The sequence below is a fragment of the Kitasatospora misakiensis genome, from assembly GCF_042656005.1.
Classification (GTDB): Bacteria; Actinomycetota; Actinomycetes; order Streptomycetales; family Streptomycetaceae; genus Kitasatospora; species Kitasatospora misakiensis.
Genome location: NZ_JBHSOF010000042.1, coordinates 15,151 through 30,573, shown reverse-complemented (window position 1 = coordinate 30,573; position 15,423 = coordinate 15,151). Strand labels below are relative to the sequence as shown.

General features: G+C 75.4%; 16 protein-coding genes. 9 read left to right on the top strand and 7 right to left on the bottom strand.

Going from position 1 to position 15,423, the window contains the following annotated elements; translation table 11 throughout:
- Window positions 1-169 precede the first annotated feature (169 nt).
- On the top strand, window positions 170-586 hold the full coding sequence (locus tag ACFP3U_RS26885; protein ID WP_380228276.1) for a cupin domain-containing protein: 417 nt from the start codon (window positions 170-172) through the stop codon (window positions 584-586).
- Window positions 587-650: 64 nt separating this feature from the next.
- Here ACFP3U_RS26885 and ACFP3U_RS26880 read toward each other — a convergent pair whose 3' ends face one another.
- The gene (locus ACFP3U_RS26880; protein ID WP_380228275.1) at window positions 651-1,277 is read right to left on the bottom strand and encodes a transglycosylase family protein; all 627 of its coding nucleotides are present in this window, start codon (window positions 1,275-1,277) and stop codon (window positions 651-653) included.
- Window positions 1,278-1,712: 435 nt separating this feature from the next.
- Window positions 1,713-2,147: a DUF5997 family protein gene (locus ACFP3U_RS26875; RefSeq protein WP_380228274.1), complete on the bottom strand. Its 435-nt coding sequence runs from the start codon at window positions 2,145-2,147 to the stop codon at window positions 1,713-1,715.
- Window positions 2,148-2,205: 58 nt separating this feature from the next.
- On the opposite strand from ACFP3U_RS26875, the gene ACFP3U_RS26870 reads away from it, so the two are divergent.
- Window positions 2,206-3,054, top strand: coding sequence for a LysR family substrate-binding domain-containing protein (locus ACFP3U_RS26870; RefSeq protein WP_380228273.1), 849 nt, complete (start codon window positions 2,206-2,208; stop codon window positions 3,052-3,054).
- Between the two features lie 43 nt (window positions 3,055-3,097).
- Here the strand turns inward: ACFP3U_RS26870 and ACFP3U_RS26865 are convergent, their stop codons facing one another.
- The 4 genes from ACFP3U_RS26865 to ACFP3U_RS26850 all read right to left on the bottom strand — a co-directional run bounded on the left by ACFP3U_RS26865 (window position 3,098) and on the right by ACFP3U_RS26850 (window position 6,635).
- On the bottom strand, window positions 3,098-4,024 hold the full coding sequence (locus ACFP3U_RS26865; RefSeq protein WP_380228272.1) for a TIGR03943 family putative permease subunit: 927 nt from the start codon (window positions 4,022-4,024) through the stop codon (window positions 3,098-3,100).
- The gene (locus ACFP3U_RS26860) at window positions 4,021-5,034 is read right to left on the bottom strand and encodes a permease (protein WP_380228271.1); all 1,014 of its coding nucleotides are present in this window, start codon (window positions 5,032-5,034) and stop codon (window positions 4,021-4,023) included. The genes ACFP3U_RS26865 and ACFP3U_RS26860 overlap by 4 nt, the downstream gene beginning before the upstream one ends.
- Window positions 5,035-5,298: 264 nt before the next feature.
- A complete protein-coding gene (locus ACFP3U_RS26855) occupies window positions 5,299-6,291 on the bottom strand; it encodes a DUF1648 domain-containing protein (RefSeq protein ID WP_380228269.1) in 993 nt (330 codons plus the stop codon).
- A complete protein-coding gene (locus ACFP3U_RS26850; RefSeq protein ID WP_380228268.1) occupies window positions 6,288-6,635 on the bottom strand; it encodes a GntR family transcriptional regulator in 348 nt (115 codons plus the stop codon). Before ACFP3U_RS26850 ends, ACFP3U_RS26855 begins: the two co-directional genes overlap by 4 nt.
- A 289-nt stretch (window positions 6,636-6,924) precedes the next feature.
- Between ACFP3U_RS26850 and paaK the strand changes: the two genes are divergently transcribed.
- Window positions 6,925-8,184, top strand: coding sequence for a phenylacetate--CoA ligase PaaK (gene paaK, locus ACFP3U_RS26845; protein ID WP_380228329.1), 1,260 nt, complete (start codon window positions 6,925-6,927; stop codon window positions 8,182-8,184).
- Between the two features lie 103 nt (window positions 8,185-8,287).
- Here the strand turns inward: paaK and ACFP3U_RS26840 are convergent, their stop codons facing one another.
- Window positions 8,288-9,166 (bottom strand): NAD(P)H-binding protein, encoded by an 879-nt coding sequence (locus ACFP3U_RS26840; protein ID WP_380228267.1) that lies wholly within the window; start codon window positions 9,164-9,166, stop codon window positions 8,288-8,290.
- A 151-nt stretch (window positions 9,167-9,317) separates the two neighbouring features.
- Between ACFP3U_RS26840 and ACFP3U_RS26835 the strand changes: the two genes are divergently transcribed.
- The 6 genes from ACFP3U_RS26835 to ACFP3U_RS26810 all read left to right on the top strand — a co-directional run bounded on the left by ACFP3U_RS26835 (window position 9,318) and on the right by ACFP3U_RS26810 (window position 15,137).
- A complete protein-coding gene (locus tag ACFP3U_RS26835) occupies window positions 9,318-9,809 on the top strand; it encodes a MarR family winged helix-turn-helix transcriptional regulator (RefSeq protein ID WP_380228266.1) in 492 nt (163 codons plus the stop codon).
- 58 nt (window positions 9,810-9,867) lie between these two features.
- Window positions 9,868-10,224 (top strand): ArsR/SmtB family transcription factor, encoded by a 357-nt coding sequence (locus ACFP3U_RS26830; RefSeq protein WP_380228264.1) that lies wholly within the window; start codon window positions 9,868-9,870, stop codon window positions 10,222-10,224.
- A 138-nt stretch (window positions 10,225-10,362) separates the two neighbouring features.
- Window positions 10,363-11,730 carry an MFS transporter gene (locus tag ACFP3U_RS26825; protein WP_380228262.1) on the top strand — a complete coding sequence of 456 codons (1,368 nt, stop codon included), beginning with the start codon at window positions 10,363-10,365 and terminating at the stop codon, window positions 11,728-11,730.
- 255 nt (window positions 11,731-11,985) lie between these two features.
- The gene (gene galT, locus ACFP3U_RS26820; RefSeq protein WP_380228261.1) at window positions 11,986-13,269 is read left to right on the top strand and encodes a galactose-1-phosphate uridylyltransferase; all 1,284 of its coding nucleotides are present in this window, start codon (window positions 11,986-11,988) and stop codon (window positions 13,267-13,269) included.
- Window positions 13,266-14,405 carry a galactokinase gene (galK, locus tag ACFP3U_RS26815; RefSeq protein WP_380228259.1) on the top strand — a complete coding sequence of 380 codons (1,140 nt, stop codon included), beginning with the start codon at window positions 13,266-13,268 and terminating at the stop codon, window positions 14,403-14,405. The genes galT and galK overlap by 4 nt, the downstream gene beginning before the upstream one ends.
- A gap of 195 nt (window positions 14,406-14,600) precedes the next feature.
- Entirely contained in the window at window positions 14,601-15,137 is a 537-nt protein-coding gene (locus tag ACFP3U_RS26810) for an SDR family NAD(P)-dependent oxidoreductase (RefSeq protein ID WP_380228258.1), read from the top strand.
- Window positions 15,138-15,423: the final 286 nt, after the last annotated feature.

The following is a 15,423-nucleotide window of genomic DNA, read 5'->3' as shown; positions in this document are numbered from 1 at the left end:
TCGGCTGATGGAGGCCGTCTCCTTCGCCGCCCGGCCCGACACCCGCCCGGGCGCCGGCGCGGCCTGACCCCTCCGGACCGATGGCGCTCTGGCCAGCCGCAGTGAGGTGTGATCCCCTCGGACGTGGGGCGGGTGGGGACCCGCCGGAGCCGAGAGGGGTCGGGTTCGCATGGACGAGCAACCGTTCCGCACCGCCGAGGCCGAGGACGCCCCGGTCGTCCGCGCGCCGGACGGCGCCACCGTCCGGCCGCTGCTGGCGCTGGACGGCCTCGGCAGTCAGGCCCTCTTCGAACTCCCGCCCGGCGGGGTGACCCGCGCGGTGTCGCACGCCACCGTCGAGGAGCTCTGGTACGTCATGGCCGGACGCGGCCGGATCTGGCGGCGGCAGTCCGGCCGGGAGACCGTGGACGTGTTGCGGGTGGGCACCTCCGTCTCGGTGCCGCTGGGGACGGCCTTCCAGTTCCGGGCCGACCCGGACAGCCCCGGCCCGCTGCGCATCGTCGCCGTCACCATGCCTCCGTGGCCGGACGGCTCGACCACCGAGGCCCGCCCCGAAAGCGGCCCCTGGCAGCCCACTGTCGGCTGAGGGCGACGGCTGCGGCCGGTGTCCCCGCGCGGGAGGGCACACCGGCCGACTGCCGGGGCGGGCTTCACAGCGGGAGGGTCAACTCCTGGCCGGGCTCGATGAAGTCCGGGTCCTCACCGAGGACGGCCCGGTTCCGTTCGTACAGCGCCGGCCAGCCGCCGGGGAGCCGGAACCGCTCGGCGATGCTGTCCAGGGTGTCGTCCTCGCGCACCGTCCAGGTGGTGGCGCCATCGGCCGGGGGAGGGGCGGCGGGCGTCTGCGCGGTGTGCGTCACCGCCGGTTCGGCGGCGGCCTCGACCGGGGGCCGGTCGGCGTCGCGGTCGGCGCGGGCGCCGCAGACCGGCCACGGGGAGAGTCCGCGCTGTGCGGCGAGGGCGTCGGCGACGGCGATCTGCTCGGCGCGGCTGGCCAGGTCGGCGCGCGGGGCGTAGGCGAGGCCGCCGCTCTCCTCCCAGGTCGGCTTGTCGAACTGGAGGCCGCCGAAGTAGCCGTTGCCGGTGTTGATGTGCCAGTCCCCGCTGCTCTCGCAGGCGGCGACCCGCTCCCAGTCGATCATGGTCCCCCGATCGATGCCCGCTCCGCCTCCCTGGCCCGGTGGCGCGGCGTGCGCCGCGGCGGGGGCGGCGAGGACGGCGGCCAGGGTGCACACGGCGGTGGGGAGCAGGCGGCGCAGGTGCGCGATGGGGGGCATCGGCGGCTCTCAGGTCCGGGGGCAGGGGCGCGTGCCGCTCAGGAGCGGCGCGTTTCCACCGACGCACGCCGGGCACGGCGGATCGACGCCGACACGTCGAGCGGGTCACCCGCCCGGCCTCGCACCACCACTCGGCCGGCCCTCGTCCTGCCGCTCGCGGCGGCCCGCCGGGGCGTCCGATCCGCTAGGGGTGCCCGGTGACGGTCGCCCAAGGGTCGAACGTGCACGAACCCTGGAGGGCGCGCGTGCGGCATTCGAGTGGATTTCCGGGACGAACGGCGGCCCGCCATCGAACGACCTGCGACCCGCCCTCGAACGAAACGGCGGCCCGCCCCCGAACGCACGACGGCCGGACGCACGGACGAACGACGGCCCCCCGGGGCGAACGCCGGGGGGCCGGGGAGGAACGAGGCGGAACGGGCGGAGCGCCGCAGGTCAGCGGGTCTTCTCGCGCTCGGCCGCAGCGGCGGCCTGCTGGCGCCGCTTCTCCTCCTTCTCGTGCTTCTCCTTGACCCGCAGGCTCTCCTTGCGGACCTCCTCCTGGATCGTCCGCTCGCGCTTGAGCCAGTCCGGGTTCTCCTCGCGCAGCGCGTCGATCTCCTCGGAGGTGAGCGCCTCCGTGATGCCGCCGCGCGCCAGGCCGGAGGCCGAGACGCCGAGCCGCGAGGCCACCACGGAACGGGGGTGCGGGCCGTTGCGGCGAAGGTCCTGGAGCCACTGCGGCGGCTCGGTCTGCAGGGCGGTGAGCTCCTCGCGGGAGATCACGCCCGACTGGAAGTCGGCGGGGGTGGCGCCGAGGTAGACCCCGAGCTTCTTCGCCGCCGTCGCCGGCTTCATGGTCTGCGTGGTCTTCTGCTTGAGCGATGTCATGGTCACCAGGGTAAGCGAGCGGCCGAGGCCCGCTGTCACGGTCGGTAGCCTTGGGCGGGTGACAGAGATGCAGGTGACACCTTCGTTCCGGCTGGCGTACGTCCCGGGCGTGACTCCCGGGAAGTGGGCGCGCGTCTGGTCGGAGCGGCTCCCGGACGTTCCGCTCGCCCTGGTCGCGGTGGACGCCGCCGACGGCGAACCGACCTTGCGCGCGGGCGACGCGGACGCGGGACTGGTGCGGTTGCCGGTCGACCGGACCGGACTGAGCGCGATCCCGCTGTACACCGAGACGACGGTGGTGGTGTTCCCGAAGGACCACTGGCTGGCGGCGGCGGAGGAGGTCACCGTCGAGGACCTCGCCGACGACGTGGTCTTCCACCCGCTCGACGACACCCTCGTCTGGGAGCAGCTGCCCGGGCGGCCCGCCATCGAGCGGCCGGCCACCACGGCCGACGCGATCGAGCTGGTCGCCGCCGGGGTCGGGGTGCTGCTCGTCCCGCAGTCGCTGGCGCGTCTGCACCACCGGCGCGACCTCACCTACCGGACGATGACGGACGCCCCGCAGTCCCGGATCGCGCTCGCCTGGCCGGAGGACGTGACCACCGACCTGGTGGAGGAGTTCATCGGCATCGTCCGGGGCCGGACGGTCAACAGCTCGCGCGGTCGCGGCCAGACTGCGGCGGCACCGGCCACGGCCCCGACGGCGAAGGCCGGTACCGGGAAGGGCGGGCCGGCCAAGGGCGGCGGCGCGAAGGCCGGTGCCGGAAAGGGCGGCACCGCGAAGGGCGGCGCCGCCAAGGGCACGGGCCGGCCGGCCGCCGGTGGCGGGCGGGCCCGGGGTGGCTCCGGCTCGTCGTCCGGTGGTGCGGCGGCGGCCCGGCGCGGACGCCCGAAGCGCCGGGGCTGACCAGGTCCTGACCAGGTCCTGACCGGTCGGCCCCGGCGGGTGCTCAGCCGTCCGACGGCGGGGTGTCCCGGTACGGCGCGCGCGGCTGCGGCACGGCGTGCTGCGCGCTCGCGTCGAGCCGGGGCGCCGCCGTGGCGGGCTCGTCCGGGGTGGGGTGCCAGACCCCGGTCAGCTCGACCCAGCCGTCGGTGGGCGGGGTGGGCCCGTCGGCGTGCACCAGGACGCGCAGCCGCCGGGCGTCGGCGGCGCAGCAGCTGGCGACGAGCCGGTTGAGGTACCACTCGCCGGGCGCGGTGCCGGGGGTGACGAAGCCGGTCAGCCGGACCGTGCGGTCGGCCAGGGAGCGCCGGGGGTCGCGGCTGCGGGCGATGAACTCGCCGAGGGAGAGCGCCGTGGGCGCGGTCACCGCGGCGGACCCGCCGGGTGCGGCGGTTGAGCCCGACTCGGCCGGCGGGGCCGGCGGTCCGGCGAGCGACGCGGTGTAGGCGGCGGTGTCCACGGTGGCGTCCGCGCCGTCGCGGGAGGCGGTGAACGAGCCGAGCGCGGGCGGGGTGAAGCAGAGCAGCAGCACCGCCGGTACGGTGAGCAGCCACGCCACCCGGGGGCCGTGCTCGTGGTCGTGCCCGTCGTGGTCGTCCTCGTGGTGCGCGTGTCCGCCGGTTGCCGGCCGGTACCAGACCGCGTTCCCCTCGGCGTCCCGGCGGAACTGCAGCACGGGCTCCCGACGCCGTTCCATGAGCCGCACCACCACCCCCGCGACACCCAGGGCGAGCAGGATCACCCCCGAGGCGATCAGCGGGAGCCGCAACTCCTCCTTGACGTACTGGAGGAACACATCGCTGCCCACCGTGATCCGCAGCAGCGCGGTCCCGACCAGTGCGAGCAGCAGCGCCGGCGCGTACCCCCAGAACCGGAACGGGGAGCGGCCCCGGAGCCGGGTGCGCGAGGCGCGAGCGTTGGCGGTGGTCACAGCAGGATCCCTCCGGTCAGGACGCTGGCGAGGACGGCGACGACGAAGGTCGCGGAGGAGAAGCGGGCGGCGAAGGCGCGCCCGAAGGAGCCGGACTGCAGGGCGATCAGCTTGAGGTCCACCATCGGGCCGACCACCATGAACGCCAGCCGGGCGGTGGGGGAGAAGCCGGTGAGCGAGGCGGCGACGAAGGCGTCCGCCTCCGAACAGACCGCCAGGACGACGGCGAGCACCGCGAGCGCCGGGACGCCCAGCCACGGCGAGTCGGAGAAGGTGCGCAGCACGGACGGCGGGACGAGCACGTTGAAGGTGGCGGCCGCCGCCGCGCCGAGCACCAGGAAGCCGCCGGCGTGCAGGAAGTCGTGCTGCAGTCCGCGCCGGAACTCGTCCAGCGGGTTGCGCCCGGCGCCGTGCTCGACGGGGCCCTTGGGCAGCCGCAGCCACTCGGGGCGGCCGAAGGCCACCCAGAGCCAGCCCATCACGAGCGCGGTGCCGAGCGAGGCGGCCAGCCGGGCGAGCACCATCTCCGGCGCGTCGGGGAAGGCGATCGCGGTGGAGACCAGGACGACCGGGTTGACGGCGGGCGCGGCGAGCAGGAACGCGAGCGCGGCGGCGGGGGCGACGCCGCGCCGCATCAGGCTCCCGGCGACCGGCACGGAGGCGCACTCGCAGCCGGGCAGCACGGCGCCGGCCACCCCGGCCACCGGCACGGCGAGGGCGGGGTTGCGCGGCAGCAGCCGGGCGAAGACCCGGGCCGGCACGAACGCGCCGATCGCCGCCGAGACGACCGTGCCGAGCACCAGGAACGGCAGTCCCTGCACCACGACGGCGACCAGCAGGGTCCGCCAGGCGCGCACACCGCCGGTGTTCCAGGACCAGGCCAGCACCGACGCGGCGGCTGCCGCGACCAGCAGTGTTCCGGTGAGCAGGCCGCTGACCCGGCGGCGCGGCGGGGTCGCCGCCGGTGGCGCCTGGGCTTGCCGGACACTGCCGAGACTCGTCTCCACCACGGTGACCGCTCCTCAGCTCGCCTGCCGCCCGGCGCGGGTCGCGGGAGGGCGGCAGGTTCTGTCTGCTCACCGTCAGAGGGTGAGCCCGGAGGCAGAGTAGCGGTTGATAATCACTTTCATCTAGGCCTTCACCTGCGCGTCGCGTCGCGGTAAAGTCGCGTTCGCGGAGAGGCTCCTCCGGTACGCCGGTGGGGCGTCAACTTGCCCTGCCCGGTTGCTGGTTGGGCTTCCGGAGGCGAGGCATGCCCTGGATCGGTCGGTCGGTCACGCGCTCCGGCGGGCGGCCACGGTGTTCAGCAGGGCGGCGCCCCGCTCGGCGTCGTCCACGCTCGCCGCGAACTCCGCACCCCGCCGGGGGCGGATCACCAGGCACTCGCCGCCCCGCAGCATCACCGTGGTGCCCAGGCCGCTCGGCCGGTAGCCCCAGCCGCCCACCTGGGCCGGGGTGCGCCGCTCGGCACGGGCGGAGGCGATTTCCTCCGGACCCCAGTGCCGGGACGGCAGGCCGAACGGGCCGAACGCCACGTCCAGGCCCCGCTCGGTCACCCGCGCCTGCACCGACGAGCAACCGGCCCCCGCCAGCGCGACGATCGCCAGCGGCGCGGCCGTCGCCCAGGCCGGACCGCCCAGCCCGGCGAACCCGGCCAGCGCCGCCCCCGCCGCACCCACCCCCGCCACGGCGGCCAGCAGCCCCAGCCACGGATTGACCGCCCGGGACAGCCAGACGGCGCGCTGACCCTCCGGCAGGTCGAGCCGGGGGCCGTCCGCCGACGCCCCGGCGAGCGGTCCCGGGGCGTCCGGGCGGGCGAACCACCAGGCCAGCGCCCCGGCCGCGCCCGCGCCCAGCACGACCAGCAGCACCTCGGCGCCCACCGGCCGGGCCTCCTGCCAGGTCGGGCGGTCCAGGTTGGCGGAGACGATCGAGGCCTGCGCGCCCGTCAGCAGCGCGCCCCCGAAGCCCAGCCCGGCCGCCGCCCACCCCCGTGCCTGCTCCCCGCCGCGCCACCGGACGAGGGCCGCCGTGGCGACCGCGACCGCCCAGGCGGCGGCGGGGAACGCGGCCGCGGTCGTCAGCGACATCGAACCGTCCGGCCGCGCCCCGCCCCAGTGCGTGGCCAGCGGCTCCGGCAACCGGCCCCGCGCCGCCCACGGCAGCCCGAGCAGCAGTGCCAGCACCCCGAACGCCCACACCGCCGCGCCCCAGCGGGCGACCCGCTGCCCGGCGCCGCGCCCGTCCACCTGCGAACCGCCGCTCAATCCAGCCCCCTGATCATCTCGACGAGCTCCTCCCTGCCGAAGCCGGCGTGCGCCGCGTCCGCGACCAACCGGCGGACGGCGTCCAGGAGTTCGGCGCGCCGGTCGGCGCCCCGCGCGACGGTGATGCCGCGGCCCCGGCGGAACTCCAGGACCCCTTCGTCCCGGAGCACCCGCAGCGCTCGCAGCACCGTGTTCGCGTTCACCCCGAGCGCGCGCGCCAACTCCCGCGCCGGCGGCAGCCGTTCGCCGGGCGCGCACTCGCCCTCACCGACGGCCCGCCGGATCGCCCCGGCGACCTGCTCGTGCAACGGCCGCGCGTCCCCGGCCTCCAGCTTCAGCAACATGGTGCTAGTGAGAGTAGCACCATCGAAGGATGGAGCCAGGGGGGGCCGACGCGGTCGGCGGGCCGCCGACCTGCGTGGTCACGGGCGGCGCGCCGACCCTTGACAGGTGGTTCGGGCACTGGATTACTTGGCTCCGGCCAGAGCCGACCGAATGATCGGTAGAACGTTCGAAGGAGGCGCGATGGGCGGCGGAGCGGCGGATCCGGGCACCCCCGGAGGTCCCGGCGGAGCGGCGCGGACGAAGCTGGGCGAGGCGCCGCCGGACGAACTCCTCGACGCCGGTGAGCGGATGACCGCCGAGGAGCTGCGCGCGCACCAGCTCAAGCACCTGCGGGCCACCCTGCGCCACGCCTACGACAACGTCGAGCTGTACCGGCGGAAGTTCGACGCGGCCGGCGTCGCGCCCGAGGACTGCCGGACCCTCGCCGACCTCGCCCGCTTCCCCTTCACCACCAAGGCCGACCTGCGCGACACCTACCCGTTCGGCATGTTCGCCGTCCCGAAGGAGCGGGTCCGCCGGATCCACGCCTCCAGCGGGACCACCGGCCTGCCCACCGTGGTCGGCTACACCGAGCACGACCTCGACGTGTGGGCGGACGTGGTGGCCCGCTCGATCCGGGCGGCCGGTGGCCGGCCCGGCCAGACGGTGCACATCGCCTACGGCTACGGCCTGTTCACCGGCGGACTGGGCGCCCACGCGGGTGCCGAACGCGCCGGCTGCACGGTGGTCCCGGCCTCCGGGGGCATGACGGCCCGCCAGGTCCGGCTCATCCAGGACCTCCGGCCCGAGATCATCATGGTCACCCCGTCCTACCTGCTCACCCTGCTCGACGAGTTCGAGCGGCAGGGCGTCGACCCGCGCGCCACCTCGCTGCGGGTCGGCATCTTCGGCGCCGAGCCGTGGACGGAGGAGATGCGCGCCGAGATCGAGCGCCGGATGGACCTCCACGCCGTCGACCTCTACGGCCTCTCCGAGGTGATGGGGCCGGGCGTCGCGCAGGAGTGCGTGGAGACCAAGGACGGCCTGCACATCTGGGAGGACCACTTCTACCCGGAGGTGGTCGACCCGTTGACCGACCGGGTGCTGCCGGACGGCGAGGAGGGCGAACTCGTCTTCACCTCGCTCACCAAGGAGGCGCTGCCGGTGATCCGCTACCGCACCCGCGACCTCACCCGGCTGCTGCCCGGCACCGCCCGCCCCGCGTTCCGCCGGATGGCCAAGGTGACGGGCCGCACCGACGACATGATCATCCTGCGGGGGGTCAACCTCTTCCCGACCCAGATCGAGGAGATCCTGCTGCGGGTGCCCGCCGTGGCGCCGCACTTCCAGCTGCGGCTGACCCGCCGGGGCCGGCTGGACCACCTGACGGTGCGGGTGGAGGCCCGCCCGGACGCCGGGCCCGAGCAGCGGCGGGCCGCCGTCGAGACGATCGCGCGGGCGGTGAAGGACGGCGTCGGCGTGAGCGTGGACGTCGAGGTGGTGGACCCGTACAGCCTGGAGCGCTCGGTCGGCAAGATCCGCCGGATCGCGGACCTCCGGGAGGGCTGAGGGCGGGGGCGGTCGGTGCTGGCGCGGCCCCCGGCGCGCGGGTCACCGCCACACAGGCCAGTGCCGTACGGGCCGGGGCCGGGTCGGCCAGTGCCACACCGGGTCAGCCCCGGGTGAAGGCGGCGGTGTTCTCGCCGGCCCACTGGCGGTAGGTGCGGGCCGGGCGGCCGAGCAGGGTCTGCGTGGTGTCGTGGACGGTGGCAGGGCCGTGGTCGGCGGCTGCCCAGAGGTTGAGCAGGGAGGTGACCATGGGGGCGGGCATGTGACGGCCCATCTGCTCCTCGGCCTCGGCGCGGGTGATCCGCTCGACCGGGATCTCGCGGCCCAGGGCGTCGGCGAGGACGGCGAGCTGCTCGCGGAAGGTGAGCGACTCGGGGCCGGTCAGGAGCGGCGCGGTGCCGGTGAGGGAGGTGCCGGTGAGGGAAGTGCCGGTCAGGGAGCTGCCGGTCAGGGCCTCGGCGGCGATGTCGGCGATGTCCTCGGGGTGGATCGGCGCGATGTGCGCGTCCGGGTGGGCGAGCTGGATCGGCAGGCCCCGGCCGATGGCGTACGCCCAGCCGAGGGAGTTGCTGGTGAACGCGTCCGGGCGCAGGAGGGTGCAGGTGAGGCCGGAGCCGGCGAGGGCGCGCTCGACCTGGAGGCTGTGGCTCGCCAGCGGGTCGTTCTCGGCGTCGGGGCCGAGCACGGAGGACGAGGAGAGCAGGACGACGTGCTCGACGCCGGCGGCCTCGGCGGCCTTGACGAAGGCGTCGATGCCGGCGGGCTGGGGGTAGAGGAAGACCCGGCGGACGCCGCGCAGTGCCGCGTCGAAGGTCTCGGGCCGGTCGAGGGCGAGCTCGACGGCCTCGACGCCGTCGGGCACGGCCAGTTCGGCCGGTCGGGCGCTGGCGGCGCGGACGGCGTGGCCGGCGGCGTGCAGCCGGGCCACGACGCCCCGGCCGACCTTGCCACGGGCGCCGGTGACGAGGGTGGTGGTGTTCACGGGGGAGTGCTCCGTTCGGAGGTGCGGGCGGTGCTGGTTCGGCGCCGGTTCGACGCCGTTCAGTGCCTGAAGACATATGCATGGTGTCCTGCACACGTTTTCATGTCAACACATGTCTGTGCCCTGCCATGCATGCGGGTAGGCTGGCGCCATGACCACCAAGCACGAGCCGGGCACCGACGAGGGGCTGCTGGACGCCGTCGGGCCGGCCTTCGGGCGGCTGCGGCGCTCCTCGCTGCTGGACGTCGAGGACCCGATCTCGCAGAAGGACCTGAGCCGCACCCTGGTCCTACGGGTCGTCCAGGACGCCGCGCGCGAGGACGGCCGCGAGGTGACCGTCGGCGCCGTCGCCGACCACCTGGGCGTCGACCCCTCGGTGGGCAGCCGGATGGTCTCGGACTGCATCTCCGCCGGCTACCTGGTCCGCGCCGCCTCCCAGCAGGACGGCCGGCGCACGGTCCTGCTCCTCAGTCCGGCGGGCGAGGCACTGATGGACCGCTTCCGCCGGTACCAGCGCGCGGCCTACGAGCAGATCACCGCCAACTGGAGCGCGCGGGACCGGCTGGAGCTCGCCCGGCTGCTGGTGAAGTACGTCGAGTCCCAGGACGCGCTGCGCTCCCGGGACCGCCAGGCCCCCCGCTGACCGGCCCGCCACGTCGTGTGCCGAACGCACGCCGCCGCGCGCCCTCTACGATGAGGCCATGACCGGGAGGCTCCAGGTATCAGGTGCGCATGCCTCGCAGGAGTCCGGCGCGGACGAACGGCTGGACGTCGCCGCCGGCATCCTCGCGCTGCTCGCCGACCGCACCCGGCTCGCGCTGCTCCAGCGGCTGAGCGAGGGCGAGGCCGATGTGACGACGCTGACCGAGGCCGCCGGCGCGGCGCGCCCGTCGGTCAGTCAGCACCTCGGCAAGCTGCGGCTGGCCGGGCTGGTGTCGACCCGCAAGGACGGGCGGCGGGTCGTGTACGCGCTGCGCCACGGCCACCTGCGGCGGCTGGTGCACGAGGCCCTGAACGTCGCCGACCACCAGATCAGCGGGCTGCCGCCGCACGACTGAGCCGTCGCTCGGGCGTCCCGAGGGCGGCGGTTTCTCATGGGCAATAGGTGCACACGTATGCACATGTTGTCCTATCCTGGAGGGGACCCCACCGGCCCGTGCCGCAGCGGCGCGCGCCCCGCCAGAACGGAGTCCCCGATGCTCTCCGTCCTCCGCAACCGCACCTACCGGCACCTCTTCGTCGCCCAGGTCGTCGCCCTCGCCGGGACCGGCCTGGCCACCGTGGCGCTCGGCCTGCTCGCCTACGACCTCGCCGGGTCCGACGCCGGCTCGGTGCTCGGCACGGCGCTGGCGATCAAGATGGTCGCCTACGTCGGGATCGCCCCGGTCGTCGCCGCGCTCGCCCACCGGATCCCGCGCCGCCGACTGCTGGTCGCCGCCGACCTGGCCCGCGCCGGCGTGGCGCTCGGGCTGCCGTTCGTCGGGTCGGTCTGGCAGGTCTACCTGCTGATCTTCGTTCTCCAGGCGGCCTCGGCGACCTTCACCCCGGCGTTCCAGTCGGTGATCCCCGACGTGCTGCCCGAGGAGCGCGACTACACCCGGGCGCTGTCGCTGTCCCGGCTCGCGTACGACACGGAGAGCCTGGTCAGCCCGGTGCTGGCGGCCGTACTGCTCGCGGTGGTCGGCTACCGCTGGCTGTTCTGGGGGACGGTGATCGGCTTCCTCGCCTCGGCCGTCCTGGTCGTGTCGGTGGCTCTGCCGGGCGCCGTCGCGGCGGTGCGAGAGGACGGTTCCCGTGAGGGCGCCCGCTCGCTCGGTGCCCGCTCGGTGGCCGGGCTCCGGCTCTTCCTCTCCGTGCCGCGCCTGCGGGCCCTGCTCGCCCTGGACCTCGCGGTGGCCGCCGGCGGCGCGACGGTGATCGTCAACACGGTCGTCTACGTCCGCGACGAACTGGGCCGCTCGGCGGGCGACGTGCCGCTCGCGCTCGGCGCGTACGGCGGCGGCTCGATGCTGGTCGCGCTGCTGCTGCCCCGGGTGCTGGACCGGGTCGCCGACCGGACGGTGATGCTGCCCGCCGCCTTCGCCGTCGCCGGACTGCTCGCCGCCCTGGCGGTGGTCACCGCGGCGGGCGGTGGCGGATGGCGCTGGCCCGCCCTGCTCGCCCTGTGGGCGGGCCTGGGTGCGGCGGGTTCGCTGATCCTCACCCCGGGCGGACGCCTGCTGAGGTCGGCCGTCCCGCCGGCCGACCTCCCGGCGGTCTTCGCCGCCCAGTTCTCGCTCACCCACGTCTGCTGGCTGCTCGCCTATCCGCTGGCCGGCTGGCTCGGCGCCACCGCCGGACTCTCCACCGCCACGGTCACGCTCGCCGCCTTCGCCCTGGTCGCGGCGGGCCTGGCCGGCCGTGCCTGGCGCGGCACCGCCCCGGCCGGTCGGCCGGCGCCGGCCACCGTGACCGTCCGCCCCCACCGCCACACCCACCGGCCCACCCGCCGCCGCCCCCTGCACACCCCGTCCGGCCGCCCCGTGGTCCGCCATCACCACCACCGCCACCCGGCCGCGCCCTGACGCCGACCGCCTCGCCGGTCGCGGCGCGCCCCCGGAAGGGGGGCGCGTCGTGCCTCGCCGGGCTCGCGCCACGAAGTCCCTGGGCCGTTCCCCCGGATTCAGGGAGGATGCTGTGAGGGCAGCCCCGCGGCCCCGTGCCCGACCCGGAGGCTGATCCCTGAATCGAGGTCGTTTCTGCTGGTAGATGTTGATTCCTGTTCGATAATGTTTGATAGTGTGCCTGGAGGGGGAAGGGCCCACGAGAGGGAGCACGACATGGCCGCAACGGTGACCGACGCAACCGGGCAGGCCGGCACGACCGACCAGGCCGACCCGGCCGACCAGGCAGGGACGGCCGGACGGATCGGTGCGACGACCAAGACCGTCATCGAACTGGCCGACGGCCGCGAGCTGATCTACTACGATCGCGGCCTGCCGCCCGCCGGCCGGACGGCGGCCGACCAGCGGCCGCTGGACGCCACCGAGCCCTCCTCCGAGGTCCGGCTCGACCCGATGACCGGCGCCTGGGTGACCGTCGCCGCCCACCGCCAGGCGCGCACCTACCACCCGCCGGCCGACGAGTGCCCGCTCTGCCCCAGCCGCGAGGGCCGGCTCAGCGAGATCCCGGCCGACGACTACCAGGTGGCCGTCTTCGAGAACCGCTTCCCCTCCCTCGCCGGCGCGCCCGACACCCACCCCGTGCAGCCGGAGCTCGACGACCCGCTGCACAGCCGCGGCCCCGGCGTCGGCCGGTGCGAGGTGGTCTGCTTCACCGCCGACCACGAGGCCTCCTTCGCCGACCTCGACGAGGACCGGGCCCGCCTGGTCCTGGACGCCTGGACCGACCGCACCGCCGACCTCTCCGCCCTGCCCGGCGTCCAGCAGGTGTACTGCTTCGAGAACCGCGGCACCGAGATCGGCGTCACCCTCGCCCACCCGCACGGCCAGGTCTACGCCCTGCCCTTCGTCACCCCGCGCACCGCCAAGATGATCGACCGGGCGGCCGGGCACCGCGCCGCCACCGGCCGCAACCTCTTCGACGACCTGGTCGCCGCCGAACGCGCCACCGCGGGCGCCGAGGACAGCCGGATCGTGCTCGCCGGCGAGTACTGGACGGCCTTCGTGCCGTTCGCCGCCCGCTGGCCCTACGAGGTCCACCTCTTCCCGAACCGCCGCGTCCCCGACTTCACCGGGCTCACCGAGCCCGAGCGCGCCGAGTTCCCCCGGATCTACCTCGACCTGCTGCGCCGCTTCGACGGCCTCTTCGCCGACGGCGACGGCGGCCGCGGCGTCCGGGCGCCGTACATCGCCGCCTGGCACCAGGCCCCGGCCGGTCACGAGGACGAACTCGCCCTCCACCTGGAGCTGTTCACCGTCCGACGGACGGCGGACAAGCTGAAGTACCTGGCCGGCACCGAGTCCGGCATGGAGGCGTTCATGAGCGACGTCGCCCCGGAGTTCGCCGCCCGGCGCCTGCGCGACCTCGGACCCACGAGCGCGACCACCCCGGCCGGCGAGACCGCAGAGACCAGCGCGAACCACGGAGAACCGCAGCGATGACCCCGACCAGCATCTTCGAAGAGCTCTACGGCCACGCCCCCGAGGGCGTCTGGGCGGCCCCCGGCCGGGTCAACCTGATCGGCGAGCACACCGACTACAACGACGGGTTCGTCCTCCCGATCGCCCTCCCGCAGGCCGTCCGCGCGTACGTCCGCCGCCGCCCCGACGGCGTGCTGCGCCTCTCCTCCACCCGGATCCCCGGCGAGGTCGTCGAGCTGGACGTCGCCGGGCTGACCCCCGGTGGCGTGCCCGGCTGGGCCGCGTACCCCGCCGCGGTGGTCTGGACCCTGCGCGAGGCGGGCCACCAGGTCGGCGGCGCCGACGTGCTGCTCGACAGCGACGTGCCCGGCGGCGCCGGCCTCTCCTCCTCCGCCGCGCTGGAGTGCGCGCTCGCCATCACCTACAACGACATCTACGAACTCGGCCTGGACGCCAACGAGTTGGCCCTGATCGCGCAGCGCGCCGAGAACGAGTTCGTCGGCGTGCCCTGCGGCATCATGGACCAGATGGCCTCGATGGCCTGTCGCGCCGGCGCCGCCCTCCACCTGGACACCCGCGACCTGTCCGCCCGGCACGTCCCGTTCGACCTCGCGGGCTCCGACCTCACCCTGCTGGTCCTCGACACCCGGGTGCAGCACGACCTCGCCGACGGCGCCTACGCCGCCCTGCGGGCCGGGTGCGAACGCGCCGCCGCCCTCCTCGGGCTGCCCGCCCTGCGCGACCTCGCCGCCGCCGACCTGCCCGCCGCCCTCGACCGGCTCCCGGCCGAGCTGGTCCCGCTGGTCCGGCACGTGGTGACCGAGAACGGCCGGGTCGAGCAGGCCCTCGCCGAACTGGAGCAGCACGGCCCCGCCACGCTCGGACCGATCCTCACCGCCGGCCACGCCTCGCTGCGCGACGACTACCGGACCTCCTGCCCGGAGACCGACCTCGCCGTCTCCGCCGCCCTCGCGGCCGGGGCGCTGGGCGCCCGGATGACCGGTGGCGGCTTCGGCGGCTCGGTGATCGCCCTGGTGCGGACGGCGGAGGCGGAGCCGGTGGCCAAGGCCGTGACCGAGGCCTTCGTGGCGGCGGGCTACCTTGAGCCGCACGTCTACCGGGCCGTCCCCTCCGCAGGCGCCCGCCGGGAGTCCTGACCCAGGGCCTGTCCGGCCCCGGCACGGCGCCCCTGCGTCCGCCCTGCCGGTCCCCCACCTCCGCCCCTGCCGATCCCCCTGCGGCAGGGGCGGAGGCGTGTCCGGCCCCACCCGGTGGACGGGGAGGGTGGCCCTGCCGGACCCCGGTCGGAGCGGGCCTGGCCGGCCCCGCCGCCCGGCCGGGAGAGTGGACGCATGACCAGGACGAACGGACACACCGGCCCCACCAGCCACCCCGACACCCAGGACTTCGACGGCCGCACGGTGCTGATCACCGGCGGGACGAGCGGCATGGGCCTCGCCACCGCGCGGGTCCTGCTGGACCGCGGCGCCAACGTCGTGATCACCGGCCGCGACGACGCCCGCCTCCGCCGCGCCGAAGCCGAACTGGACTCCGGCGAGCGGGTGTTCGCCGTCCGCGCCGACTCCGCCCGCCCCGACGACCCCCGGCTCGCCGAACTGATCGGCGAACTCTCGCTGCGCAGCCCCGAGTTCCGCCACTGGTGGGCGGAACACCCGGTCCGCGACAAGACCTCCGGCCACAAGGTCTTCCACCACCCCCTGGTCGGCCGGCTGGAATTGGTCTACGAAACCCTCCGCTCCGCCGACGACCCCGACCAGGCCCTGGTCACCTGCACCGCCGACCTCGCCAGCCCCTCCGACGACGCCCTCCGCATGCTCATCGCCTGGGAAGCCGACCACACCCACCCCCACCCGGCCCGAACGGAGTGACGGGCCCGCCCTCGTCCGCCGCATCGTCCACCGCGTGCCGCAACACCCGGCACCCGGGCCTCCACCGTGGTCCGGGCCGGCTGCCTCGGCGTCGGCGGAGCCCGTGACCTGCGCTGATGTGCCGAGAGGGAGCCCACAGAAGAGCGCGGAAATGGGATTGCCAGCCCACGTCCTGACGCATTAACGTTCGACCGCGCACCGGTTGCCGGCGTGCGGACACGTCGTCCGGCCGGCAGCCGTCCTGGGCATCACATCGGACAATGACCCCTTCGTTCCCGGCCCCGCT